This window comes from Motiliproteus sp. (assembly GCF_965230735.1).
Classification (GTDB): domain Bacteria; phylum Pseudomonadota; class Gammaproteobacteria; order Pseudomonadales; family Balneatricaceae; genus Motiliproteus.
Genome location: NZ_OZ246016.1, coordinates 1,224,533 through 1,248,179, shown reverse-complemented (window position 1 = coordinate 1,248,179; position 23,647 = coordinate 1,224,533). Strand labels below are relative to the sequence as shown.

Genomic DNA, 23,647 nt, shown 5'->3' with positions numbered 1-23,647 from the left:
CTCCCCAATAAACACATAGCAACCGCCGTGCCAGTTTTTGCAGCGCAACAATTTCTGGCCGAGAAATCTCCGTGGCACAAAATCTGCAACATTCAATCGGCAACATCGCCATAAACCGGCTTACAGACCCAGGACAACGATGACCCAACCGAGCCTCGACATTCTGTTGATCGATGACGAACCTCAACGCGCCGAAGCGTTGATCGGCACGCTGCGCACGCAGGGATACCGGGTTATCGAGCACCTGAACAGTGCCGACGGATTGAGTGAACACGTCGATCGGATTCGGCCGGATATCATTCTGATCGATATGGACAACCCGGATCGTGACACCCTGGAGAGCATGTCGGCGGTGCATCGGGATCACCCCCGGCCGGTGGTTTTCTTCGCCGAAGCGGAATCCGACAGTCAGACCATCAGGGCTGCCGTCAAAGCCGGCGTCAGCGCCTATATCGCCGATGGCCTGAAACCGGATCGAATTCGGCCAATCATCGACTCCGCCATCGCCCAGTTCGAGACCTACCACAGCCTGCGACGGGAGCTGGAGCAGACCCGCACCGAACTGGCCGGCCGCAAGCAGATCGACCGGGCCAAGGCGCTGCTGATGAAGCATCAGAGCTGCGACGAAGATCAGGCCTATCGCACCCTGCGTAAGCTAGCGATGGACCGGAATCAGAAACTCGGCGTGGTGGCCGCCGACGTGATCAAGGTATTGGAAGCGCTGGCGTAACCCGGCAACAGACCGGAAAGAGACCATAGACAAGGAGCCGAGATGGCCGAGCAACTTAAACTGGGATTCGTACCGCTGCTCGATTGCGCCCCGCTGGTGGTGGCACGGGAGCAGGGTCTGTTCCGCGAACAGGGTCTGAACGTGGTGCTGAGCCGTGAAGCCAGCTGGTCGTCGATCCGTGACAAGCTCAACTACGGCCTGCTCGACGGCGCCCAGATGTTGGCACCGATGCCACTGGCCGCAACCCTGGGGCTGGGCAGCCCTGCGCTGCCCAGCTGCATCCTGCTGTCACTGAGCCGCAACGGCAACGCCATCACCTGCTCGGTACCGTTCTACCAGCGGCTGCACGAACAGGCCGACGGAGAAACCTCGCCGTCGGCGTTGGGGCTGGCGCTGCGGCAGCAGTTGCCGAAGCTCGGGCGCAAGCCGGTGTTCGCGACCGTCTATCCCTACTCCAACCACCACTATCTGCTGCGGGACTGGTTGGGCCGCAGCGGCATCAACCCGGACACCGAGATCGAATGGCGGGCCATCCCGCCGGCGCAGATGATCACCGCACTGGCGCAGCGTCAGATCGATGGCTATTGTGTCGGCGAGCCTTGGAATTCGCTGGCGGTGCTGCAGGGCCACGGCCTGATCGTCGCGCCGGGTCAGCAGCTCTGGCCCGAAGTGCCGGAGAAGGTGTTCGCCGTAACCCAGGCCTGGGCAGAGCAGCACCCGGAAACCGCTGCCGCCCTGATTCGCGCCCTGTATCAGGCCTGCCAGTGGATCAGCCGCTGCAACGACAAGCAGGCCCTGCTGGAGTTACTGGCGCTGCCTCCCTATCTGGATCACAGTCTGTTACCACTGCTGGAAACCGGTTACCAGCACCACTGGGGTTCGGCGCCGCTGCACCAGCAGTTCTTCGACGCGCAGATGAACGCCCCCAGTCCCAAGCAGGGGGAGTGGTTGATCGGACAGATGCTGGCAGCCGGTCAACTCGGTGCCGCCGATGCGGAACTCGCCAATCGTCGGCTGCTGCCGCAGGTATTCCGGATCGATCTGTTTGAACGAGCGACCCGCTCGATGGCATCCCAGACTTAGAGAGCCTGCCTGCAAGATCCAGGCATGACTTCAAAACTGTGCCGGGATTACGGACCCGGCTGACAGCCACAAGCCGCCGCGGAATATGCGCAGCTTGCTCAGACCTCTTCAGACCTCTTCCAGCTCCGGCTCGGAGGGCGCTTCCGCATGTTTCGACTCGGGAAGCATCGCGGCCAGTTCCGGATCGAGATCCGTGTAGATACGACTCTGGGGTCGACCGATATGGTAGCCCTGGCCCAGATCGATATTGATCTCTCCGACCGCCTGCAATACCTCATCGTCCTCGATAAACTCGGCCACGGTACGGGCGCCCAGGTCTTTGGCCAGCTGGGCAATACAGCGAACCACGCTGGCATCGCGCTCAGAGTTGATCATGTTGGAGACGAACTCCCCTTCGATCTTCACATAGTCGATCGGGAAGTGCTTCAGGTAGTGGAACGATGAGAAGCCGGAACCGAAGTCATCCACCGCCAATTTGAAACCGGCACTCTTGAGGTGCTTAACGAAGCGCTCCAACAGCGCCAGGTTCTTGACCGTGTCTCGCTCGGTCATTTCGAACACGATGCGACCCGGATCGATACCGGTCTGGCGGGTCAGCTCGCGGATCCGCGGCAGGAATTCCGACATCACCAACGAGCTGGGCGACAGGTTGATAAACACCAGTCCTGGGAACCCTTCATCCTGAACCTGCTGCAGCGCCCGCTCAATCACCACCAGATCCAGGCTGTGGATCAGCCCCATCGATTCGGCCACTTCGATAAACTCGTGGGCCCCCATCAGTCCGCCATCCTCGAGTCGAATCCGGCTCAGCACCTCCACCGCTTCGATCTTACGGCTATCCAGCCCCATGATCGGCTGGAAGAACGGCGTGATCTGCTTGTTCTCGATCGCCGACAGAATAATCCGGCTCTTCTGGTTCAGCTCCTTGAAGGTTTCCAGCACATCTTCGTTGCTGGGTACGCAGGCGCGGTTCTTACCCTCACGCTTGGCCTTGCGCATGATGTTCTCGCCGAACATCAACAGATCACGGGAGTTATGGGCGTGGTCGGGATAAACCGCGGTGCCGATCGACACCGAACTGCGGACCGACTGATCGTCGGAGGCCGTCATTTCTAACTCATTGACCGCCTCTAGAATTCGCTTGGCGACCTGCTGGGACTGCTGCATATCATCGCCCGGCAACACCACGGTGTAGCGGTCACCGGCATAGCGCGACAAAATATCTTCGCTGCGTAGCACCGCTTTGATGGTTTGGGCCAACTGCTGCAGACACTGATCGCCGAAACCGTTGCCGTAGGCATCGTTGATCGACTTGAAGTTGTCCACATCCAGCACCAGCAGCGCCACCTTGGAGCGATCCCGCTTGCAGCGCGAAATCTCGTTGTCCATCAGCTCCCAGAACATGCGCTGATTATAGAGATCGGTCAGCGAATCCCGGGTGGCGTAATACTCCATGTCACGGGTGTATTTGTAGATCGCCTTAACCGAGCCGACCACGTTCAGCATGGTCGACAGAATGCTCTCGGTCACCAGCATCCGGGTCTGATCGGCCACCACGTCGCTGTGCACGCCGATCCCGACGATACCGCCCAGTTTGGGGGTTTCCAGCAGCAGGCTTTTGGTCTGGAAGCGGATATCTTCCAGCGCCAACTCCATCGGTTCGGCCGACTCATCGGCCACGTGATGGTTAACTTCCAGCAACGCGGCTTCATGGAAATGGGGGGATTGGCTCAGGGTCTGGCGAATCTCCTGCTCCAGCCGCTCGCGGGTCTGCGTGGTCGGCGGCTGCAGCCAGAAGATCTCCAGCCCCAGCACCTCGTCATCGACTTTGAAGATACTGAACAGGTTACTGGCGTTGAGTACCTGATTGATCTCCTGCAGCAATTCGCAGACATGGTAGTGCCAGCCCTGGATCACTTCGGAGGTGATCACGAAGCGCTCCAGCAGCCGGATCTCAAACTCCAGCAGCTCTTTATCAACCGCGATCGCTCGGGTCTTGTCGGTCAGGCGCTCAAACTTGGAGAAGATGCGCTGCAGATCGGTGAAGCCCAGCTCGGAGCGCTCGAACTTCAGCTGTGACAGATCGGACAGGGATTGCACCTGGTCGATACGCTGCTCCAACAGCACCACCGATCGATTGATTCGACGATTCAGCAAACGTACCACCCAGATCGCCAGCAGCAGCGGGATCGGCGCCAGCCACAGCAGGTTGGTCAACAGCTCGCTGCGGGCTCCGGCCAGCATCGGCCCCAGGTCCTGACGGATCTCGAGCACCCCGAGCACTTCTCCTTCATTGACCTGTCGATGACACTGGATGCACTGTTCGCTGGCTTTCAGCGGGTAACTGTAACGGACCTGATCCTGTTCAAAGCTGTGCAGCCGGGTTCCGGCCAACAGGCTGCGTAAGACGAAGCTATCCGGCTTGGGGCCCTGGTTATAACCGATATCCTGTTCGATCAATTCACTTCGGAACAGCCGAACCTGCAGTGAACTGTTGCCGTCGCCCTGATTGATCTGCTGCAACAGACTGGCCATTTCGGCGCGGCTGATGCCCCGGTCCATCGCCGCCGTGAGATCATCGAAGATCAGTTCGGCACGGCTGTCGGCAATCGCCCGACTACTGTCGCGCAAGGCACTATCGTAGGCCTGACTGGCCCCCAGGTAGATGATTAAAAACCCCAGTACCGAGAACAGCACCGAGATCCGCAGAATAAAGGCGCGGATTGAACAATTGGAAAAATAGCGTTTTAGGACATTCGACATCACTTCTGAACTCCCAGAGTCACGGTCGGACTGCACCGCGACAACACACTCTAGGGGACCTGCTCGAAAACACCATAACGCAGATCAATACTTCAGCTTTTGTATTGATCCTAATACAGCTTTTGACTTCGATACTACACGCCATCCCTAGCGAAAGACCCGATCCTAACAAGGGTTAATGCGCTTTACAAAGGCCTCATAAAGATTGTGACTAAAGTTGAGTCTGACAGGCCCCAAACTAGTGCACCCGCCTTTATTCCGCATCGCAACAGAGCCTAAAAATTGAGATAAGGCAACAAAAGACTTCATAACTCACTGTTTATAAAGATTTATAAAAATTGGCACAGGTAGTGCATTAACAAATTCAAAGGCACAAGCAATCTCGATCGTGCTCGACAAGATAAACCCCGCAGGCAAAGGCGCCGCTTCCCGAGGGACTCCCCTTGGGCACGGCGCCTTTTTATTTAAGCCAGCACGATGCGGTTGTGCCGAAGAGTTTGAACTTCATTAAGGAGCTAGTTATGAAACTGTCCAAGCTGACCACCGCCATCGCTTCGGTCACCCTGAGTCTGACCCTGAGTACGGCCGTCATGGCCGAGATCGGTGAACCGGAAAAGGAAGATCTTAAGTTCGGCTTTATCAAGCTGACCGATATGGCACCGCTGGCAGTGGCCTACGAGAAACAGTTCTTTGAGGACGAAGGCCTGTACGTCACCCTCGAAGCCCAGGCCAACTGGAAGGTGCTGCTGGACCGGGTGATCGACGGTCAGCTGGACGGCGCCCATATGCTGGCCGGCCAGCCGCTGGGGGCCACCATCGGCTACGGCACCGAGTCGCACATCATCACCGCCTTCAGCATGGACCTGAACGGCAACGCCATCACCGTTTCCAATGACATCTGGGATCAGATGAAACCCAATATCCCCATGGGTGACGACGGCAAGCTGGTGCATCCGATCAAGGCCGACGCGCTCAAGCCGGTGGTCGACAGCTACAAGGACGAAGGCAAGCCCTTCAACATGGGCATGGTGTTCCCGGTGTCGACCCATAACTACGAGCTGCGTTACTGGCTCGCCGCCGGCGGCATCAACCCCGGTTACTACGCTCCCCACAAAGGCGACACCTCGGGTCAGATCGACGCCGATGCGCTGCTGTCGGTAACCCCGCCGCCGCAAATGCCCTCGACGCTGGAGGCCGGCACCATCTATGGCTACTGCGTCGGTGAACCCTGGAACCAGCAGGCGGTGTTCAAAGGCATCGGCGTTCCGGTGGTGACCGACTACGAGATCTGGAAGAACAACCCGGAGAAAGTGTTCGGCGTGTCCAAAGCCTGGGCCGACAAGTACCCCAACACCCATATCCGGGTGGTCAAGGCGATGATCCGCGCCGCCAAGTGGCTGGATGAAAACAACAACGCCAACCGTCCCGAGGCGGTCGAGATCCTGTCCCAGCCCAACTATGTCGGTGCCGACTACGACGTGATCGCCAACTCGATGACCGGCACCTTCGAGTACGAGAAGGGCGACAAGCGTGAGGTCCCGGACTTCAACACCTTCTTCCGTCACAACGCTACCTACCCCTACTACTCCGATGCGATCTGGTACCTGACCCAGATGCGCCGCTGGGGTCAGATCGCCGAGGCCAAACCGGACAGCTGGTACATGGATATCGCCAAGAAGGTTTATCGCCCGGACATCTATGAACAGGCCGCCAAGGAGCTGATCGAAGAGGGCAAGCTGGCTGCCAGCGACTTCCCTAACTTCGGCACCGAAGATGGCTTCCGTGCCCCGCAAACCCACTTTATCGACAACGTGGTCTACGACGGCAAAGCCCCGAACGACTACCTGAAGAAGTTTGCGATCGGTCTGAAAGGCGACCAACAGATCTGATCTCGCTTCTGAAATAAACCGTCCAGAAGAAAGCCGGACCTTTCTGCTCGCTCCAGGGACGGAGCACCCACCGTCAAAACAACAATAACAACACCGGACAAGCGCACCGATCGAGCCCCACAAGCCCGCTCGGTGGATAACGGCCAGCAACAAGCTAGACAACGGAGAACCCCATGAGCCGTGCTACCCAAACTACTACCGTGCTGAGTACTTACCTCAGTGCGGACGCCATCGGCAACTTTCTGAAATCCCTGGCAATCCCAGCCGCCGGGCTGCTGATCTTCCTGTTTATCTGGGCCAGCGGCGCCAAGAGCATCGACACCTCACTGGGTCAGTTTCCGGGGCCAACCCAGGTTTACCAGCAGAGCGTCAACCTGATCGCTGAGCATAACGCCGAGCGTGACAAGGAAGTGGCCTTCTACCAGCGCCAGGAGGCCCGAAACGCCAAGAAGCTCGAGAAGAACCCCGACGCCAAGGTCAAGATCCGCCCCTACACCGGCAAGCCGACCTTTATCGACCAGATCGGCACCAGCCTGATCACAGTGATGGCCGGTTTCGTCGCCGCCTCGCTGATCGCGATCCCGGTCGGCATCCTGATCGGCCTCAACAGCGGTCTCTACAGTGCCCTGAACCCGCTGATCCAGCTGTTCAAGCCGGTTTCACCTCTGGCCTGGCTTCCGCTGGTGACCATGGTGGTCAGCGCCCTGTACGTTACCGATGACCCGCTGTTCGCCAAGTCCTTCGTCACCTCGATGATCACCGTCAGCCTATGCTGCCTGTGGCCGACCATGATCAACACCGCGGTCGGCGTCTCCGGCATCAGCCAGGACCTTAAGAACGTCTCGCAGGTGCTGCGACTGCCGTTCCTGACCCACGTGGTCAAGATCGTACTGCCCTCAGCGATCCCGATGATGTTCACCGGCCTGCGCCTGTCACTGGGTATCGCCTGGATGGTGCTGATCGCCGCCGAGATGCTGGCGCAGAACCCGGGGCTGGGCAAATTCGTCTGGGACGAGTTCCAGAGCGGCAGCTCCAACTCGCTGGGCCGGATCATGGTCGCGGTGCTGGTGATCGGCCTGATCGGCTTCCTGCTCGATCGCATCATGCTGCTACTGCAGCGCAAAGTGTCCTGGGATAAGAGCGTCGTGCTGCGCTAAACCCGACCGAAACGACAGCGAGACAGCGAAAAGAACAGGAGAACAACCATGCAAACCCATCTTGATATCAGCCAGGTTTCGATCGAATTCCCGACCCCGAACGGCCCGTTCAAGGCCCTGGACGGGGTCAACCTGAAGATCGCCAAGGGCGAATACGTATCGCTGATCGGCCACTCCGGCTGTGGTAAATCCACCGTCCTGAACATCGTTGCCGGCCTGTATCAGGCCACCCAGGGCGGCGTGTTGCTGGACGGCCGCGAAGTCAACGAACCCGGACCGGAGCGGGCGGTGGTATTCCAGAACCACTCGCTGCTGCCGTGGTTGAGCGCCTACGAGAACGTCGAACTGGCGGTCAAGCAGGTGTTCAAGGGCAAGAAGTCCAAAGCCGAGATGCGCGACTGGATCGAGCACAACCTCAAGCTGGTGCATATGGAACACGCCATGCACAAGCGCCCGGATGAGATCTCCGGCGGCATGAAGCAGCGGGTCGGTATCGCCCGCGCGCTGGCGATGGAGCCCAAGGTTCTGCTGATGGACGAGCCGTTCGGCGCCCTCGACGCCCTGACCCGCGCCCATCTGCAGGACTCGCTGATGGAGATCCAGAACGAGCTCAACAACACCGTGATCATGATCACCCACGACGTCGACGAAGCGGTACTGCTGTCGGATCGGATCGTGATGATGACCAACGGCCCGGCTGCAACGATCGGCGAAGTGCTGGATATCGAGCTGGAGCGTCCGCGCAACCGGATTCAGCTGGCCGACGACCCCACCTACAACAGCTACCGCCAGGCGGTGCTGAGCTTCCTGTACGAGAAGCAGCGCAAGGTCGAGGACCTGGACCAGCATCGACCCAAAACCGATCCGAAAGCTGAGTCCGCACCGGAGCAGGCCGACGAGCGCGAAGAGCCGGCTCGCGAAAGCGCCTGATCAACGATAGATAGCGGAGCAAGTCAGTGAGTACCAACAAACCCCATCTGATCATTATCGGCAACGGCATGGCCGGCGGCCGGCTGCTGAGTGAGCTGCAGCAGCACTGCCCGACTCGCTATCGGATCACCGTGTTCGGTGCCGAGCCGGGTGGCAGCTACAACAGGGTACTGCTGTCACCCCTGCTGGGTCGCGAGATCGACACCGAAACGCTGATCATCCATCGCCCGGACTGGTATGCCGCCCAGGGCATCCAGCTGATCAGCGACTGCCGGATCGCACGGATCGAACCGCAGCAACGTCGGCTGATCGACGCCGACGGCCAAGCGTATCACTACGACAAGCTGGTGCTGGCCACCGGTTCCGAGCCGTCACAGCTCGGCGTAGCGGGCGAAACCCTGCCGCAGGTGATGGGCTTCCGCACCCTGGCCGATGTCGATCGACTCCAACAGATGGCCCGCGAAGGCAAACCAGCGGTGGTGATCGGTGGCGGCCTGCTGGGACTGGAAGCCGCCGAAGGACTGCGCCGCCTGGGCATGGAGGTGACTCTGGTGCATCGTAGCCGCCACCTGCTCAATCGCCAGCTTGATCAAACCGCGGCGTCGATTCTGCAACAGCAGCTCGAAGCTCGTGGTTTGAAGTTCGAGCTTGGCGCCAATACCGCCGCCTTTATCGGCGACAACGCCCTCGAAGCGGTCGAGCTGCAAGACGGTCGCCAACTGCCAGCGACGCTGGCGGTGGTCGCCACCGGCATCACCCCCAACACCCTACTGGCGCGGGAGGCCGAACTGAGTTGCGATCGCGCGGTTCAGGTCGACGCCCAACTGCAGACCTCCAGCCCCGATATCTACGCCCTGGGTGAATGCTGCCAGTTTGCGTCTCACTGCTACGGTCTGGTGGCGCCGATCTGGCGTCAGGCCGAGGTGCTGGCCAAGCACCTGGCCGGCGAATCGACCCGCTACAAAGAGGCGCCGGTGGCCACCCAGTTGAAGATCAGCGGCATCGAGCTGTTCAGCTGCGGCCGGATTAACACCGATAGCAACGGCACCGTCGAAACCGACGGTTCGATCGAAACCCTGTGCTATCAGGACCCGGAACTGAACGACTATCGCAAGCTGCTGCTGCGCGATAACCGTCTGATCGGCGCGGTGCTGTACGGCGATGTCAGTGCCGGCCAGTGGTATTTCGAACAGCAGCAACGGGGCACCGAGCTGAGTGCTTGCCGCGATCAACTGTTTTTCGGTCCCGACTATTGCGACGAGCTGCTGGCCGCTGAGGCCGAATCGGCACTAGCCGCGCAGCCTTCAATCTACGAATCCTCATGCAATACAGATGACAACCCAGACACCCGAGCTGCCCAGCCCGCCGCCAGTAATGCGGCCTGAGCCAACCGGATAACGACTAGAGAAACTACGGAGTTCCCTATGAGCAAACAACAGATGATCGTCATCGGCAACGGCATGGTGGGTCACCACTTTGTCGAACAGTTCCTGGCCTCCGACGCCGCGGCCGATTTCCAACTGACGGTGTTCGGTGAAGAACCCCATGTGGCCTACGATCGGGTTCACCTGTCCGACTACTTCAACGGCAGAGACGCCGACGCCCTGTGCCTGGCCAAGCCCGGCTTTTACGACCAAGACGGCGTCACCTTGCAGCTCGACGAACAGGTCACCGACATCGACCGTGACGCCAAGCAGGTGATCACCCCCAAGGGCCGTTATGACTACGACACCCTGGTGCTGGCCACCGGTTCCTACCCGTTCGTGCCACCGATTCCGGGCAACGATAAGGAAGCCGGGTTGGTCTACCGCACCCTCGACGATCTGGATGCGATCCGCGATGCGGCCTCGCGCTCCAAGGTCGGCGCGGTGGTCGGCGGCGGACTGCTGGGGCTAGAAGCGGCCAACGCGCTCAAATCCCTCGGTCTGGAAGCCCATGTGGTCGAATTCGCGCCGCAGCTGATGGGTGTCCAGCTCGATGCCGAGGCTGGCGAGCTACTGAAAAGTAAGATCGAAGAGCTGGACGTAACAGTGCACTGCTCCAAGGCCACCCAGCAGATCGTCGCCGGCGACCGCTGCCGCTACAAGATGGAGTTCAGCGACGGCGAAGCGCTGGAGACCGACCTGATCGTGTTCTCCGCCGGCATCCGCCCCCAGGATGCGCTGGGACGCGAGGCCGACCTGGAGCTGGGCGAGCGTGGCGGCATCGTCATCGACAGCCAGTGCCGAACCAGCGATGACTCGATCTACGCCATCGGCGAATGCGCGCTCTGGAACGGCCAGATCTTCGGTCTGGTGGCGCCGGGCTACACCATGGCCAAAACCCTGGCGGCTCACTTAAACGACGAGGCCGCTAGTTTCACCGGTGCCGATATGAGCACCAAGTTGAAGCTGCTCGGTGTCGATGTCGGCTCGATCGGTGACGCCCATGGTCGTACCCCCGAAGCGCTGATCTACAAGTACAGCAACCAGGCCGACGGCACCTACCGCAAGCTGGTGGTCAGCCCGGACAACAAACAGCTACTGGGCGCGGTACTGGTGGGTGACAACAGCTACTACGACACCCTGCTGCAGTATGCCCTCAACGGTCTGGAGCTGCCGGAGCAACCCGACAGCCTGATCCTGCCGTCAATGGAAGGCGCGGCCCCGGCGCTGGGCGCCGATGCGCTGCCGGAAACCGCCACCATCTGCTCCTGCCTCAATGTCACCAAGGGTCAGATCGTCGAAGCGATCGACGCCGGTGCTGTGACCGTCGCCGATGTCAGAGAGGTCACCGCCGCCAGCACCGGTTGCGGTGGCTGTGCCGCACTGCTGAAAAACGTGGTCGACAGCGAACTGGAGCAACGCGGCGTCGAGATCAGCAACGACCTGTGCGAACACTTCGCCTATTCCCGCGAGGAGCTGTACCACCTGGTTCGGGTCGAGGGGATCGCCAGCTTCGACGAACTGCTCAAGCGTTACGGCCAGGGACTGGGCTGCGATATCTGCAAACCCACCGTCGGTTCGATCCTGGCCTCGTGCTGGAACGACCATATCCACGAGCTACCCCATGTCGGCCTGCAGGACACCAACGATACCTTTATGGCCAACATGCAGAAGAATGGCACCTACTCGGTGGTCCCCCGAGTACCCGGTGGTGAGATTACCCCGAAACAGCTGATCGCGCTGGGAATGGTGGCCGACAAGTATCAGCTCTACACCAAGATCACCGGCGGCCAGCGGGTCGACCTGTTCGGCGCCACCCTCAATCAACTGCCGCTGATCTGGGGCGAGTTGATCGACGCCGGTTTCGAGACCGGCCACGCCTACGGTAAGTCGTTGCGGACGGTCAAATCCTGCGTCGGCAGCACCTGGTGCCGCTACGGGGTACAGGACAGCGTCGGCATGGCGATCCGGCTGGAGCACCGCTACAAGGGCCTGCGCGCTCCCCACAAGATCAAGTTCGCCGTCTCCGGCTGTACCCGTGAATGCGCCGAAGCCCAGAGCAAAGACATTGGCGTGATCGCCACCGACAAAGGTTGGAACCTGTACGTCTGCGGCAACGGCGGCATGAAGCCGCGTCACGCCGACCTGTTCGCCACCGACCTCGACGACGCCACCCTGATCCAATACATCGACCGGGTGCTGATGTTCTACATCAAGACCGGCGACCGACTGCAACGCACCTCGGTGTGGATGGAGAATCTCGAAGGCGGGCTGGCCTATCTGCAGGATGTGGTGATCAACGACAGCCTGGGACTGGGCCAACAACTCGAACAACAGATGGAGCACGTGGTCGCCACCTATCAGTGCGAGTGGAAGAGCGCCATCAACGACCCGGAAAAACTCAAGCGTTTCCGCCAGTTCGTTAACGACGAGCGCGAAGATCCGGACCTGCAGGTGATCGAAGTCCGCGATCAGTTGATTCCGGCCTGATCGGCCGGACACGACACCGGCATATTGAGACACCACATTAAGAGGAACAGATGATGACCGAACAAATCACGTTGGAATGGCTGACCCTTTGCGACAAACAGGACCTGGTCCCCGGCTCCGGTATCGCCGCCTGGCTCGATGGCGAACAGCTGGCGCTGTTTTACCTGCCCGGCGTCGGTAACGAGATCTTTGCCCTTAGCAATCATGACCCCATCGCCAACGCCAACGTGATCGCCCGTGGCATTACCGGCAGCCTGGAACAACATCCCGTGGTCGCCTCGCCGCTGTATAAACAGCACTACCGACTCGACAACGGCAGTTGCCTGGAACAGCCGGAACTGGCACTAAAATGCTGGCCCGCACGGCTCAATGGCAACCGGGTTGAGGTCGGTTCCGACAGTCCCCAGGTCAACGCGGCCTGATTCCGGCAACGTGATCTGCATAACTAGGATCAGAGCAGCAGGTTCCCTGGCAAAGCGGGCAAAAAAGCGCCGTTTACACCGTGTAAATGAGCACTTTGAGCCCGCATTCAACAACATCCTGGGGTGCCAAGACAGTAATGCAGAAGGCTTTCATTGTCAGCGGCGCAACAAAGCCTTATAACCCTACTTTCAGGCGCCCGCACAATTGGCGGGCGTCAATCGAAGCGAGGGGAAACCTCTGAAACTGCTGCTGCGTCTGATGCTAAGCCTGGGCGCGCTGGTGCTGGCCGGCGCGATCGGTCTGTTCTGGCTGCTCCACAGCCTGACCAGCGACCAGCCGTTGGTGGAACCGCCCGCAGCCGCCGATCCGCAGCAGGTATACCACGCCAAACAGCTGGCCAAACGCACACTCAAATTGATCCAGCGTCAACAGCCCGATCGGCTCGACGTCAGTCACACGGAACTGCAAAGCCTCAACCGCCTGCTGGCGCGGGCTTACCCGATCTACAGCCGTTTCAGTCCGACCCCGGACGGGCTCTGGATCAGCGCCAGCATCGAGCTACCCGACAACCCCTTCGGCCGTTTTCTGTCGCTGCAACTGCATCTGCCGGTCTCCGACCAACAGCTGCGGCTGACCGATCTACAGCTGGGCCAATTGCAACTGCCCGACAGCTGGACCAAACGTCTGGTACCGTTGCTGGTCAGGCTGATACTGGGAAAACAGCAGGGGCAGTTACTGCTGGATCTGGTTCGACTGGAGCACGTTGAGAAGGATCAGTTGCAGCTACGGATCCAGCCGCCGGCCGAACCCAAACGCCAGCTGAGTCGACTGCTGGAGCGGCTGCGAAGTTTCGATGACAACCCCGACTTCGACCCGGTCTGGATCGCCCACTACTACGACCAGCTACTGCAACGGGGCCAGGGGTTGGAACCGCGCAAGTGGGTCTCGTTGAACTACTTCCTGGCGCCACTGATGCGCAATGTGCAGCAACAGGCCCCCGAGGGCGAACAACATCTGCATGCTCGCTCGGCCATTCTGGCCTTGTCGCTGTATCTGGGCAGTTACCGCTTCGAGCAGCTAACCGGCCCGGTCTTAAGCGAACAGCAGCGCCAGCATCCACCTCATTACCGAACCCTCTTAAGAGGCCGGATCGACCTGCGCCAACACTTTGTCTATTCGGCCGCGATCCAGGTACTGGCCGACGCCGGCTCCAGTTATGCCATCGGTGAGTTCAAGGAATTGCTCGACAGTGTCGCTGGCGGCAGCGGTTTCAGTTTCGCGGATCTGGCCGCCGATCGCGCCGGTACTCTGTTCGCAATGCGTGCCAGCCGAAATTCACAACAGGCGGCCGAACTGTTGGCCCGGTTCGATAAGCCTCTTAAGGAGTCGGATCTGATGATCCCGATCAACCGCCTGCCGGAGGGTTTGAGTGAAGATCAGTTCCGACAGCGTTACGGCGATATCAACAGCGAAGCCTACCGCCGGCTGACCGATCAGATCGACCAACGGCTGCTGGCGCTCAGGCTCTACAAGGCCACCGCGCAAGAAGGCTAACAGCCCCGAATTAGATTGCGACAACCTAGTCGATCCAGCCGCCCAGCACCTGCAGCGGCTGACCCGCATCACCGGCGGTGATCCAGACCGCCAAAGCCAGCTGCTCACCCGCCACTTTCGGCAAGTGGAACTGCCAGTCCCGTTGACCCGATTGCTGTTGCAGCGACTGAACCACAAACTGATGCTCCAGCCGTCGACCGCGGTTTTCGCCTCGGGACACATCACTGCCTAAACCAAATCCCAGCAGCGCTACCTGAGCCTTCAGCTCGGCAGGCGCCTGATCATTGACAAAGCTGACCCGCAGCTGATCACCATCCAGCTCAGCCGTTAGGCGTCCGCCATCACGCCGTGGCGGCAGCGGCCAATCTTGCCCACGGAAAAAACCGCGCCACTCCTGACCGTCAATCACAAAGGCCGGGGTATAGACCGAACGCAGCTCACCACGGGCGCGTTTATCCCGTTGGCGAGTGCTGAATCGAGAATCGGCGAAGGGGTCCTGCCACCCGAGGTAGTCCCAGTAATCCACATGAAACGCCAACGGAACAAAACGGCGCCATAGCTGCGGATGCTCCAGCAATGTTGAGAGCCGCTGATCCGCCGGCGGGCAGCTGGAGCACCCCTCAGAGGTAAACAGCTCAACCAGCTGCGGCGGCTCACCCTGCTGCTGAAAACTCTGGGCCGCGACGCTCAACGGCATCAGCAGCAGTGCGGTCGACAGTCCTGCCAACCAGCTTTTTGGGGATAACAACACATCCAGCTCCTCCTGTAGGTCTTTGACTGCTGACGCAGCAACGGCGCCGAAGTTACAGTCGGATCGGCCGGTCATTGCCAAACCCCAATCGAGTTAGCGATACTGCAGCGTTTTCCTTGAGCCCTTGTCCATGCTGCACACCTATATCGACACCACCCTGTTGGCGCTGTTTATCCCGACCTTTTTGTTCGTGTCGATCACGCCGGGAATGTGCATGACGTTGGCACTGACGCTGGGAATGACCATCGGCGTTCGCCGTACGCTCTGGATGATGCTGGGCGAGCTGGTTGGGGTCGGACTGGTGGCGGTGCTGTCGGTACTGGGTGTCGCTGCGTTGATGCTGCAGTACCCGCAGGCCTTCTCGCTGTTCAAATGGGTCGGAGGCGGCTACCTGTTCTATATCGGGGTACAGTTGTGGATGTCGCGAGGCAAGATGGCGATCAGCCATAACGATACCGAGGTCAATCGGTCGTCGACCGCACAGCTGATTACTCAGGGTTTTGTCACGGCGGTGGCCAACCCCAAAGGCTGGGCGTTTTTTATCTCGCTGCTCCCCCCTTTTATCAGCCAGCAACATCCGATGGTGCCGCAAATCAGCATCTTGGTGGCACTAATTCTGTTGATCGAACTCATCTGCTTACTGCTCTATGCCACCGGCGGCTTGACCTTGAGTCGGTTTTTGCAAAAAAGTGGTAATGTGCGGTTAATGAACCGGTTTGCCGGTAGTCTGATGATGGGAGTCGGGCTCTGGTTGGCACTGGGCTAGCCGACACTCAGACCGTGAGCCTGATCAAACTTTGATCAACAAAGTCTAAAATACCACCAACGGCGAGAGACAGAATCGCTTTTATTCCTTACAGTTAAGGATCAATTGTCTGGAGTAGTTTGTATCGTGTTCCGACCTTTAACCCATACCGCACTGATTATTGCACTGGGATTCAGCCCACTGGCATCGGCCGCCTTCACCCAACAGGATATCCCTGAGCTGTACGAGCAGGCCCTGATCGAACTGGAAAGCGGTGAAGCCGCCAGCGCCGAGATTCATCTCAAGAATGCGCTGCAGGTCGATCCTGAATTTCTGGCCGGCCATGTGCTGTTGGGCGAAACCTACCTGGATCAAGGACGACCAGCGTTAGCACAAAAGCAATTAGAGCGAGGATTGGAGCTGGGGGCCGACCCGGAGTTGATCATGGAGCCGCTAGCCAACGCGCTGCTGGCCCAGAAGCAGTTTTATCCGCTGCTCGATACCATCTACCCCGCCGACTACAGTGCCACCCTGAACGCCAATATCCTGGTATTCCGGGGTCGGGCCTATCTGGAGTTGGCGCAATATGACGAAGCCGAGCTGGCGTTCCGCGATGCCGCCCGGGTCGACGTGACCAATCTATCGGCGCTGCTCGGCCAGGCACGCGTTCACCTGGCACGCCACGATTTCAATCGCGCCAGCAGCATCGCCGACAAAGCGCTGACCACCGAGCCAGAAAACGCCGAAGTGTGGTATTTACTCGGTTCGATCGCCCACGCTCAGAGCCGATTCCAGTCCGGCATTGACCATTACAGCAAAGCGCTGTCACTCAACCCGGAGCACTATCAGGCCAAACTGTCACGGATCGGTATCTATCTGGATACCTCACAGACTCAAGAAGCCCTGACCGATCTGCTCGAATTGCATGACCAGGCCCCCTACGATCCTCAGGTTGCTTATATGCTCAGCGTGGCACAGCAACGGGCGCAACAACCGGATGAAGCTAAAGAAAGCCTCGGCAAAGCGCGTGACACCATCGAGGCGATGCCCGCCGAGGTGACCAGTGCCCACGGCCCAAGCCTGCTGCTGTCGGGGCTGATCTATTACGACCTGGGCGAATGGCAGCAAGCGGTTTCCCAATTGTCCAGCTATGCCAAGCGTTATCCCAATGCACTGAGCGTCGGCAAGCTGCTGGGGTCAGCCTATTTGAAGCTGGGCAACCTAGACGACGCCATCAACAACTTGGAAAAAGCCCAGCGCACGCTGCCTGACGATCTGCAGCTACTGATGATGCTGGGCGATGCCTACCTGAAGAAATTCAAGCATTACAAAGCCTCAGTGGTCTATCAACGGGCACTAGAACTGTCCCCCGGAAACCCGGCTGCCGGCAAAGGACTTGGTTTAAGCCAGATCCGGATGGGCGATCGAGGCCCAGGGTTGGAGACCCTGCGCAACACCTACCAGCGTAGCCCTAACGCCACCGAAGCCGGGGTTATTTTGGCGGTTACCCTGATGCAGGACAAAGCCTATGCTGAAGCGATTCCGGTCGCCGAAGAGCTGCTGCAAAAAGCCCCTGACAATCTGGTCCTGAAAAACCTGTTGGCCAGCGCCTACATTGCTGTCGGCAAGCCGCTTCAGGGACGTGAGCTCTACCAGCAGATTCTGAAACAACAACCCGACTTCAACGCCGCCCGTATCAATCTGGCCAAGCTGGATCGAGTCGAAGGCAAGCTTGACAGTGCCCGCCAGCGGCTTGAGCAGTTGCTGATTGAAAATCCAAAAAACACCTTACTGATGCTGGAGATGGCTCGAATATTCGATCAACTCAAGCAGACGAACCAGGCACTGGTATGGCTCGAAAAAGCCTATGCCAACAATGAGAACGATACCGCCGTTGGCAGCTATCTGGTTCGGCTCTATTTGCAGGGCGAGCGTACTGATCAAGCATTGGAGCTCGCCCGCAAGCTGTCCTCCGACAACCCTAACGATTGGCGCGCTACCCGTGCATTGGCAAGCGCACTGCTGGCAAACAACGAGCCGGAAAGCGCCCGCGGTAAACTCAAACAACTATCTCTGCAGTCCGGTTATGATGCCCGCCAGCTGCGCACCACCGCCGATCTCCAACTGCAAGCACAAGATATCTCCGGTGCCATTTATAGCCTATCCAAAGCCATCAAAGCAGAACCCGAGAAGCTTCCCACTCGCCAGCGTTATGCATCATTGCTGTTACAGCAGCAACGCATGGAAGAATTCAACGAGGAGATTGAGTACCTACGGTTGAAGCACCCTACTCACCCGGCAACTCAAGTGATTGAGGGGGATTTGCTGGCCAGCCAAGGTGAGTTTGAGCAAGCTCGGCAACGCTATCAAAAGGCACTGTCAATGGCACCCAGTTCGGCCACGGCACTAAAAGTTCATCGGACTTATATGGCAGCTAGACAGCCCCAACAGTCGATGACATTTCTTCAAGACTGGATCCAACGCTACCCACAGGATCTTAGCGCCACTGAAGTACTGGCCCAAGGGTATCTCATCAGCGGCCAATACCCGGAAGCCCAGCAATTGTTCGAGAAGTTGTTAGCCAAAGGCGCCGACACCGCACCTATCCACAACAATTTGGCAAACTTGTATCTTAAGCTGGGAGATCCCAGAGCACTTCAACATGCACTGCAGGCTCAACAACTGGCGCCCAACGCCCCCAGTACCAATGACACCCTGGGCTGGGTTCTGGTAAATCAAGGTCAACTGAGCGAAGGACTGAAGTTCCTTCGCGATGCCTCAGTACGCTCAGCTAGCAACCCGGAAATTCTGTACCATATTGCGGTTACGCTGCATCAGCTTGACCGAAACGCCGAAGCCAGACGAGCTCTAAATCGGGCCTTGGCCAACAAGCGGCGCTTCGAGGGTTATGATCAAGCGCTAGAGCTTAAGCAGTTGCTCGCCGACACTCAGCCGCAACCTGAGCGTCAGCGTTTTTTACACATCAAAGAGCAACCCGACAAACAAAACAACTAAACCACTGAATAAATAGATTATTTTATATCCGGTACAGATATTGCTAACTTATCCAATACCCGATCAGAAGTACTGAAGTTTAGCGCCGAAGCTTCAAGGACAAAGGATTATGAAGAAACTGTTAACCCCCACCGCCAGTAGCTTAGCGCTTGCCGCTACCCTGCTCGTCAGCGGCCAAGCTCAAGCAGCCGTGCAAACTTGGCAATGGTCGTTCACCGACAACGCCTGCGGAAGCACTAACAACAGCATCTGTAACGGCGATTCCGCCAACAACTATGGTGATACTTGGACCCAGGACAGTACTGCGGGCAACGGCCCGGATACCACCGTCCGCGGATGGTCCAGCACCGGCGATGTACCGAATGACGATACGCTGGAAACCGCCCGCCTGCAGCACTATGGCAGCAACGGCATGGGCGTGGTGAACCGCGAGGAACTGCTTGGCGATGTCCCGGATCATGCCTTCGGTGACTCTTCGACACCAACTGGCGATACTTTTGACAACATGGATGCGGTGGTCTTCAGCTTCACCGAAGAGATTACCCTGGATTATGTCCGCTTCGGCTGGTGGTCCGGCGACTACGACTTCTCACTGCTGGCCTGGACCGGCGCAGGCGCTCCTGGCGATTTGACCGGTGATACCTATGCCGGATTGGTTAACGGCGGGGGCTGGAGCCTGATTGGCCACTACTACGACAGTGAGAGCACCAGTATTGGAAGCGATGTTCAGTTCGATGTGAACGACGGGGATGTGTCCAGCAGCTATTACATGCTCTCCGTACTTAACCCAGAGCTGAACAGCGGGTCCTGTACCTCTGCCTCACGCACCTGTGTTCCGGATGGATACGGCGGCAACGATTTCTTCAAGTTGCACACGATTGGCGGCTATACCCACGACAACCCACCGCCGCCCCCTCCGGGTGTACCGGTACCGGCCACAGCACTGCTGTTCCTGGCCGCCCTGCCGCTGCTGCGGATGCGTCGAAAGCAAGCCTGATTCCCCTTCCCAGGCTAAAAAACCGCTGCCATGGCAGCGGTTTTTTTTCGCCTAAGAGAAATCCTAAAACCAACTAGAGCACCAACAGTTCGTGTAGCGGCAACTCGAATTGTACCGACTGGACAGAGTCATAAAACGCCAGACGGAAGCACTGCAACTGCAGATCTACACCGCCTGCCACCCCGTTCCCGTACAACCGGTCTCCCAGTATCGGTAACCCCAAGCCACTCAAATGAATGCGAATCTGGTGTTTGCGACCGGTTTCCAGCCCAACTTCAACCAGACTTAGGTTATGTTTAGGATCAAACGCCAATCGACGGATATTACTGATTGCCGCCCGATCATCGATAAGCTCCTGACAACGCAACGGCTGCTCTGGTGCACACCCCTGCACAATAGCACGGTAGACTTTTTCGACCTGACGCTGCTCGAACAACGCGGTCAATACCCGCGCCTGCTGTTTGCTGTGGGCCAGCAACACCAGTCCACGGGTTGCCCGATCCAGGCGATGAACAATAAAGGCCGGGCGCTCGGGCTGAAGCTGGGTTTCGGCCCAGCGGTATAGCGTGGTGTGATCGCCATACTTCGACCCCTGACAGAGCATTCCACAGGGTTTATTCCAGACTGAGTAGTTACCTTGATCAGCCACCAACGATGGCTCCTGTGGCTTCTGATCCAGCACCACTTGGTCGTAGTAGAGAAACAGTCGATCTTGGGGGGTCAGCACCTTGGAAGCCCGGCGTAATCGTTGAGGCTGGGACTTCCCTCGCGCCAACCAGACCGCCCCCTTGCGCATGGCGCCCTTGAGCTCGGACCTGGACAGATTGTCACAATCAGGCATCTCGGCAAGCCAGTCGATCGCCTTAATCTCGGGTCGATCGATTTCCAACGTCTGCGTGAATCGTTTCGCCATTGCGATCGGCACCATAGGAACATCAGGACATAAAAAAAGCGGGCCGTAGCCCGCTTTAGGATAAGTCGAGGAGCGATTAGCCCTCAAGACCCTCATCTTCACGCAGGTCTTTCATGCTCAGCTTGATACGACCACGCGGATCGACGTCGAGCACCTTGACCTTAACCATTTCGCCTTCTTTCAGGTAGTCGGTGACTTTCTCGACACGCTCGGTAGAGATCTGCGAGATGTGGACCAGACCATCCTTACCCGGCAAGATGTTGACGAAGGCACCAAAGTCGACGATACGCTCAACCTTACCTTCATAGATCTTACCGACTTCGGCTTCGGCAGTGATCGCCAGAACCTTATCGATGGCGGCTTGCGCACCAGCCTTCTCGGCGGCGAAGATCTTCACGGTGCCGTCGTCTTCCAGATCGATAGAAGCACCGGTCTCTTCGGTGATGGAACGAATGGTCGCACCACCCTTACCGATCACGTCACGGATCTTCTCCGGGTTGATCTTCAGCTGGGTCATCGCCGGGGCGTTGTCGGACAGCTCAGGACGGGCGTAGCCGATAACCTTGGCCATCTCACGCAGAATGTGCTGACGGGCGTCCAGCGCCTGCTCCAGCGCGATCTCCATGATCTCTTCGGTGATGCCTTCGATCTTGATATCCATCTGCAGTGCAGTGATACCGTTCTCGGAACCGGCCACTTTGAAGTCCATGTCGCCCAGGTGATCTTCGTCACCCAGGATGTCGGTCAGAACAGCAAACTTGTCGCCTTCCTTAACCAGACCCATGGCGATACCGGCAACCGGACGCTTAACCGGTACACCAGCATCCATCAGCGCCAGCGAAGCGCCACAGACGGAAGCCATGGAGCTGGAACCGTTGGATTCGGTGATCTCGGAGACAACCCGGATGGTGTACGGGAATTCGTCCTGGCTCGGCATCATCGCCTGGATACCACGACGGGCCAGACGACCGTGACCGATCTCACGACGACCGGCACCCATCATGCGTGAACACTCACCCACGGAGTAACCCGGGAAGTTGTAGTGGAACAGGAACGGATCCTTACGCTCGCCTTCCAGCGCGTCGATGATCTGCTGATCACGGCTGGTGCCCAGGGTTGCGGTAACGATCGCCTGAGTTTCACCACGGGTGAACAGGGAAGAGCCGTGGGTCTTGCCCAGGATGCCAACTTCAACTTCGATCGGACGCACGGTCTTGGTGTCACGACCGTCGATACGCGGCTCGCCGTTTACAACGCGGGAACGAACGATGTTCTTCTCGACGGAAGCGAACAGCTTGGAAACTTCTTTCGGATCGTTAGCCGGCTCTTCGCCGCCAGCCAGAGCCTCAACCGCCGCATCGCGGATCTCGCCCAGACGGCCGTAACGAACCAGCTTTTCACTGATCTGGTAGGCTTCGGTGATCTGTGCACCGTAACCGTCGATGATCTGCTGCTTCAGCTCGCTGTTCTCTTCCGGCGCCTGCCAGTCCCAGGTCGGCTTGCCGTTTTCAGCAGCAAACTCGTTGATCGCGTCGATCGCGACCTGCATCTCGTCGTGGGCGAACAGCACCGCACCCAGCATCTCGTCTTCGGTCAGCTCTTCGGCTTCGGACTCAACCATCAGCACGGCGTCCTTGGTACCGGCAACGACCATGTCCAGCAGTGAGGACTCCATCTGCTCGAAGCTCGGGTTCAGCAGGTAGCCTTCCTCTTCGTCGAAACCGACGCGAGCGGCACCGATCGGACCGTTGAACGGGATACCGGAGATTGCCAGCGCCGCAGAGGTACCGATCATCGCGGCGATGTCCGGGCAGTTCTTCTTATCGGCGGAAACGACGGTACAGATGACCTGCACTTCGTTCATGAAACCTTTCGGGAACAGCGGACGGATCGGACGGTCGATCAGACGCGAAGTCAGGGTTTCAAACTCGCTCGGACGGGCTTCACGCTTGAAGAAACCACCCGGGATCTTACCGACAGAGTAGGTTTTTTCCTGGTAGTGAACGGACAGCGGGAAGAACGGCTGGTCCGGACGGGCTTCTTTGTTGCCCACAACAGTGGCCAGCACCTGGTTTTCACCCATGGTGACCAGAACCGCACCGGATGCCTGACGGGCAATACGGCCGGTTTCCAGCGTGACGGTCTGACCGCCAAACTCAAATGTTTTGCTCATTGGATTCAACACAATGAATTCCTCTCTCAATTACTTAAATCATCACTGATTATCATTGTGTTCAGCGCTCTGCCTCGGGCTTTCGCCCCGCCTGCAAACCGTACTCTGATGGCGCCTGGGTCAAATTCTATTGGGACTCAAGCGACATAAAAGTACGGGCTGATCAGCAGATGTTGAACACTTACCGGAGAGACGCTGTCTCTCCCTAAAAACAAAGGCCCTGACCTTTCGGTCAGAGCCCCTGCAGGACCCGCTTAGCGACGCAGACCCAGACGACCGATCAGCGTGGTGTAACGCTGGGCGTCTTTGCGCTTCAGGTAGTCCAGCAGCTTACGACGCTGGTTAACCATCCGGATCAGACCACGACGTGAGTGGTGATCCTTCTTGTTGGCCTTGAAGTGCGACTGCAGACCTTCGATGTTGGCGGTCAACAGGGCTACCTGTACTTCAGGAGAACCGGTGTCGCCTTCTTTGGTCTGGTAATCAGCCAGGATGGCCGCTTTCTGTTCGGCGGATAGTGCCATGATATAGCTCCATTAAAAATATGCACACACGCGCTACCCAAAAGGTGGCGTGCATTGGTTAAACAAACGACGTACCGTGCATATTT

Annotated in this window: 17 protein-coding genes; 12 read left to right on the top strand and 5 right to left on the bottom strand. The window is 58.5% G+C overall.

Annotated features, from left to right (window positions below):
* Window positions 1–139 precede the first annotated feature (139 nt).
* Window positions 140–730 carry an ANTAR domain-containing response regulator gene (locus tag ACO05M_RS05895; protein ID WP_421868816.1) on the top strand — a complete coding sequence of 197 codons (591 nt, stop codon included), beginning with the start codon at window positions 140–142 and terminating at the stop codon, window positions 728–730.
* Window positions 731–772: 42 nt separating this feature from the next.
* Window positions 773–1,813, top strand: a complete 1,041-nt coding sequence (locus ACO05M_RS05890; protein WP_421868814.1) for a CmpA/NrtA family ABC transporter substrate-binding protein — start codon at window positions 773–775, stop codon at window positions 1,811–1,813.
* A gap of 108 nt (window positions 1,814–1,921) precedes the next feature.
* Here ACO05M_RS05890 and ACO05M_RS05885 read toward each other — a convergent pair whose 3' ends face one another.
* Window positions 1,922–4,576, bottom strand: coding sequence for a putative bifunctional diguanylate cyclase/phosphodiesterase (locus ACO05M_RS05885; protein ID WP_421868812.1), 2,655 nt, complete (start codon window positions 4,574–4,576; stop codon window positions 1,922–1,924).
* 521 nt (window positions 4,577–5,097) lie between these two features.
* Here ACO05M_RS05885 and ACO05M_RS05880 point away from each other — a divergent pair.
* From ACO05M_RS05880 to ACO05M_RS05850, 7 genes are all read left to right on the top strand, one after another.
* Window positions 5,098–6,465 (top strand): CmpA/NrtA family ABC transporter substrate-binding protein, encoded by a 1,368-nt coding sequence (locus ACO05M_RS05880; protein ID WP_421868810.1) that lies wholly within the window; start codon window positions 5,098–5,100, stop codon window positions 6,463–6,465.
* A 173-nt stretch (window positions 6,466–6,638) separates the two neighbouring features.
* Complete coding sequence (locus ACO05M_RS05875) at window positions 6,639–7,622, top strand: ABC transporter permease (RefSeq protein WP_421868808.1); 984 nt, start codon at window positions 6,639–6,641, stop codon at window positions 7,620–7,622.
* A 48-nt stretch (window positions 7,623–7,670) separates the two neighbouring features.
* Window positions 7,671–8,552: an ABC transporter ATP-binding protein gene (locus ACO05M_RS05870; RefSeq protein WP_421868806.1), complete on the top strand. Its 882-nt coding sequence runs from the start codon at window positions 7,671–7,673 to the stop codon at window positions 8,550–8,552.
* A 26-nt stretch (window positions 8,553–8,578) separates the two neighbouring features.
* Window positions 8,579–9,937 carry an NAD(P)/FAD-dependent oxidoreductase gene (locus tag ACO05M_RS05865; RefSeq protein ID WP_421868804.1) on the top strand — a complete coding sequence of 453 codons (1,359 nt, stop codon included), beginning with the start codon at window positions 8,579–8,581 and terminating at the stop codon, window positions 9,935–9,937.
* A gap of 39 nt (window positions 9,938–9,976) precedes the next feature.
* A complete protein-coding gene (gene nirB / locus ACO05M_RS05860) occupies window positions 9,977–12,466 on the top strand; it encodes a nitrite reductase large subunit NirB (protein WP_421868802.1) in 2,490 nt (829 codons plus the stop codon).
* A 50-nt stretch (window positions 12,467–12,516) separates the two neighbouring features.
* The gene (gene nirD / locus ACO05M_RS05855; RefSeq protein WP_421868800.1) at window positions 12,517–12,888 is read left to right on the top strand and encodes a nitrite reductase small subunit NirD; all 372 of its coding nucleotides are present in this window, start codon (window positions 12,517–12,519) and stop codon (window positions 12,886–12,888) included.
* 205 nt (window positions 12,889–13,093) lie between these two features.
* Window positions 13,094–14,443, top strand: coding sequence for a hypothetical protein (locus ACO05M_RS05850; protein ID WP_421868798.1), 1,350 nt, complete (start codon window positions 13,094–13,096; stop codon window positions 14,441–14,443).
* Between the two features lie 25 nt (window positions 14,444–14,468).
* Here ACO05M_RS05850 and ACO05M_RS05845 read toward each other — a convergent pair whose 3' ends face one another.
* Window positions 14,469–15,269, bottom strand: coding sequence for a DUF1223 domain-containing protein (locus ACO05M_RS05845; RefSeq protein WP_421868796.1), 801 nt, complete (start codon window positions 15,267–15,269; stop codon window positions 14,469–14,471).
* A gap of 55 nt (window positions 15,270–15,324) precedes the next feature.
* Between ACO05M_RS05845 and ACO05M_RS05840 the strand changes: the two genes are divergently transcribed.
* From ACO05M_RS05840 to xdp1, 3 genes are all read left to right on the top strand, one after another.
* The gene (locus ACO05M_RS05840; protein ID WP_421868794.1) at window positions 15,325–15,960 is read left to right on the top strand and encodes a LysE family translocator; all 636 of its coding nucleotides are present in this window, start codon (window positions 15,325–15,327) and stop codon (window positions 15,958–15,960) included.
* Between the two features lie 126 nt (window positions 15,961–16,086).
* Complete coding sequence (gene prsT / locus ACO05M_RS05835) at window positions 16,087–18,954, top strand: XrtA/PEP-CTERM system TPR-repeat protein PrsT (protein ID WP_421868792.1); 2,868 nt, start codon at window positions 16,087–16,089, stop codon at window positions 18,952–18,954.
* A 109-nt stretch (window positions 18,955–19,063) separates the two neighbouring features.
* On the top strand, window positions 19,064–19,951 hold the full coding sequence (xdp1, locus tag ACO05M_RS05830; RefSeq protein ID WP_421868790.1) for an exosortase-dependent surface protein XDP1: 888 nt from the start codon (window positions 19,064–19,066) through the stop codon (window positions 19,949–19,951).
* A gap of 73 nt (window positions 19,952–20,024) precedes the next feature.
* Here xdp1 and ACO05M_RS05825 read toward each other — a convergent pair whose 3' ends face one another.
* The 3 genes from ACO05M_RS05825 to rpsO all read right to left on the bottom strand — a co-directional run bounded on the left by ACO05M_RS05825 (window position 20,025) and on the right by rpsO (window position 23,561).
* Window positions 20,025–20,864, bottom strand: coding sequence for a pseudouridine synthase family protein (locus ACO05M_RS05825; protein WP_421868788.1), 840 nt, complete (start codon window positions 20,862–20,864; stop codon window positions 20,025–20,027).
* A gap of 76 nt (window positions 20,865–20,940) precedes the next feature.
* Window positions 20,941–23,037, bottom strand: coding sequence for a polyribonucleotide nucleotidyltransferase (gene pnp, locus ACO05M_RS05820; protein WP_421868786.1), 2,097 nt, complete (start codon window positions 23,035–23,037; stop codon window positions 20,941–20,943).
* Window positions 23,038–23,291: 254 nt separating this feature from the next.
* Window positions 23,292–23,561: a 30S ribosomal protein S15 gene (rpsO, locus tag ACO05M_RS05815; RefSeq protein WP_114697223.1), complete on the bottom strand. Its 270-nt coding sequence runs from the start codon at window positions 23,559–23,561 to the stop codon at window positions 23,292–23,294.
* Window positions 23,562–23,647 lie beyond the last annotated feature (86 nt).

What these genes read in the sequence shown, in the direction of transcription:
- ACO05M_RS05895 (WP_421868816.1), top strand. Translation starts at nt 140, where the DNA reads ATGACCCAACCGAGCCTCGACATTCTGTTGATCGATGACGAACCTCAA.
- ACO05M_RS05825 (WP_421868788.1), bottom strand. Translation starts at nt 20,864, where the DNA reads ATGGCGAAACGATTCACGCAGACGTTGGAAATCGATCGACCCGAGATT.
- ACO05M_RS05840 (WP_421868794.1), top strand. Translation starts at nt 15,325, where the DNA reads ATGCTGCACACCTATATCGACACCACCCTGTTGGCGCTGTTTATCCCG.
- rpsO (WP_114697223.1), bottom strand. Translation starts at nt 23,561, where the DNA reads ATGGCACTATCCGCCGAACAGAAAGCGGCCATCCTGGCTGATTACCAG.
- ACO05M_RS05845 (WP_421868796.1), bottom strand. Translation starts at nt 15,269, where the DNA reads ATGACCGGCCGATCCGACTGTAACTTCGGCGCCGTTGCTGCGTCAGCA.
- xdp1 (WP_421868790.1), top strand. Translation starts at nt 19,064, where the DNA reads ATGAAGAAACTGTTAACCCCCACCGCCAGTAGCTTAGCGCTTGCCGCT.
- ACO05M_RS05890 (WP_421868814.1), top strand. Translation starts at nt 773, where the DNA reads ATGGCCGAGCAACTTAAACTGGGATTCGTACCGCTGCTCGATTGCGCC.
- pnp (WP_421868786.1), bottom strand. Translation starts at nt 23,037, where the DNA reads ATGAGCAAAACATTTGAGTTTGGCGGTCAGACCGTCACGCTGGAAACC.
- nirB (WP_421868802.1), top strand. Translation starts at nt 9,977, where the DNA reads ATGAGCAAACAACAGATGATCGTCATCGGCAACGGCATGGTGGGTCAC.
- ACO05M_RS05875 (WP_421868808.1), top strand. Translation starts at nt 6,639, where the DNA reads ATGAGCCGTGCTACCCAAACTACTACCGTGCTGAGTACTTACCTCAGT.
- nirD (WP_421868800.1), top strand. Translation starts at nt 12,517, where the DNA reads ATGATGACCGAACAAATCACGTTGGAATGGCTGACCCTTTGCGACAAA.
- ACO05M_RS05880 (WP_421868810.1), top strand. Translation starts at nt 5,098, where the DNA reads ATGAAACTGTCCAAGCTGACCACCGCCATCGCTTCGGTCACCCTGAGT.
- ACO05M_RS05870 (WP_421868806.1), top strand. Translation starts at nt 7,671, where the DNA reads ATGCAAACCCATCTTGATATCAGCCAGGTTTCGATCGAATTCCCGACC.
- ACO05M_RS05885 (WP_421868812.1), bottom strand. Translation starts at nt 4,576, where the DNA reads ATGTCGAATGTCCTAAAACGCTATTTTTCCAATTGTTCAATCCGCGCC.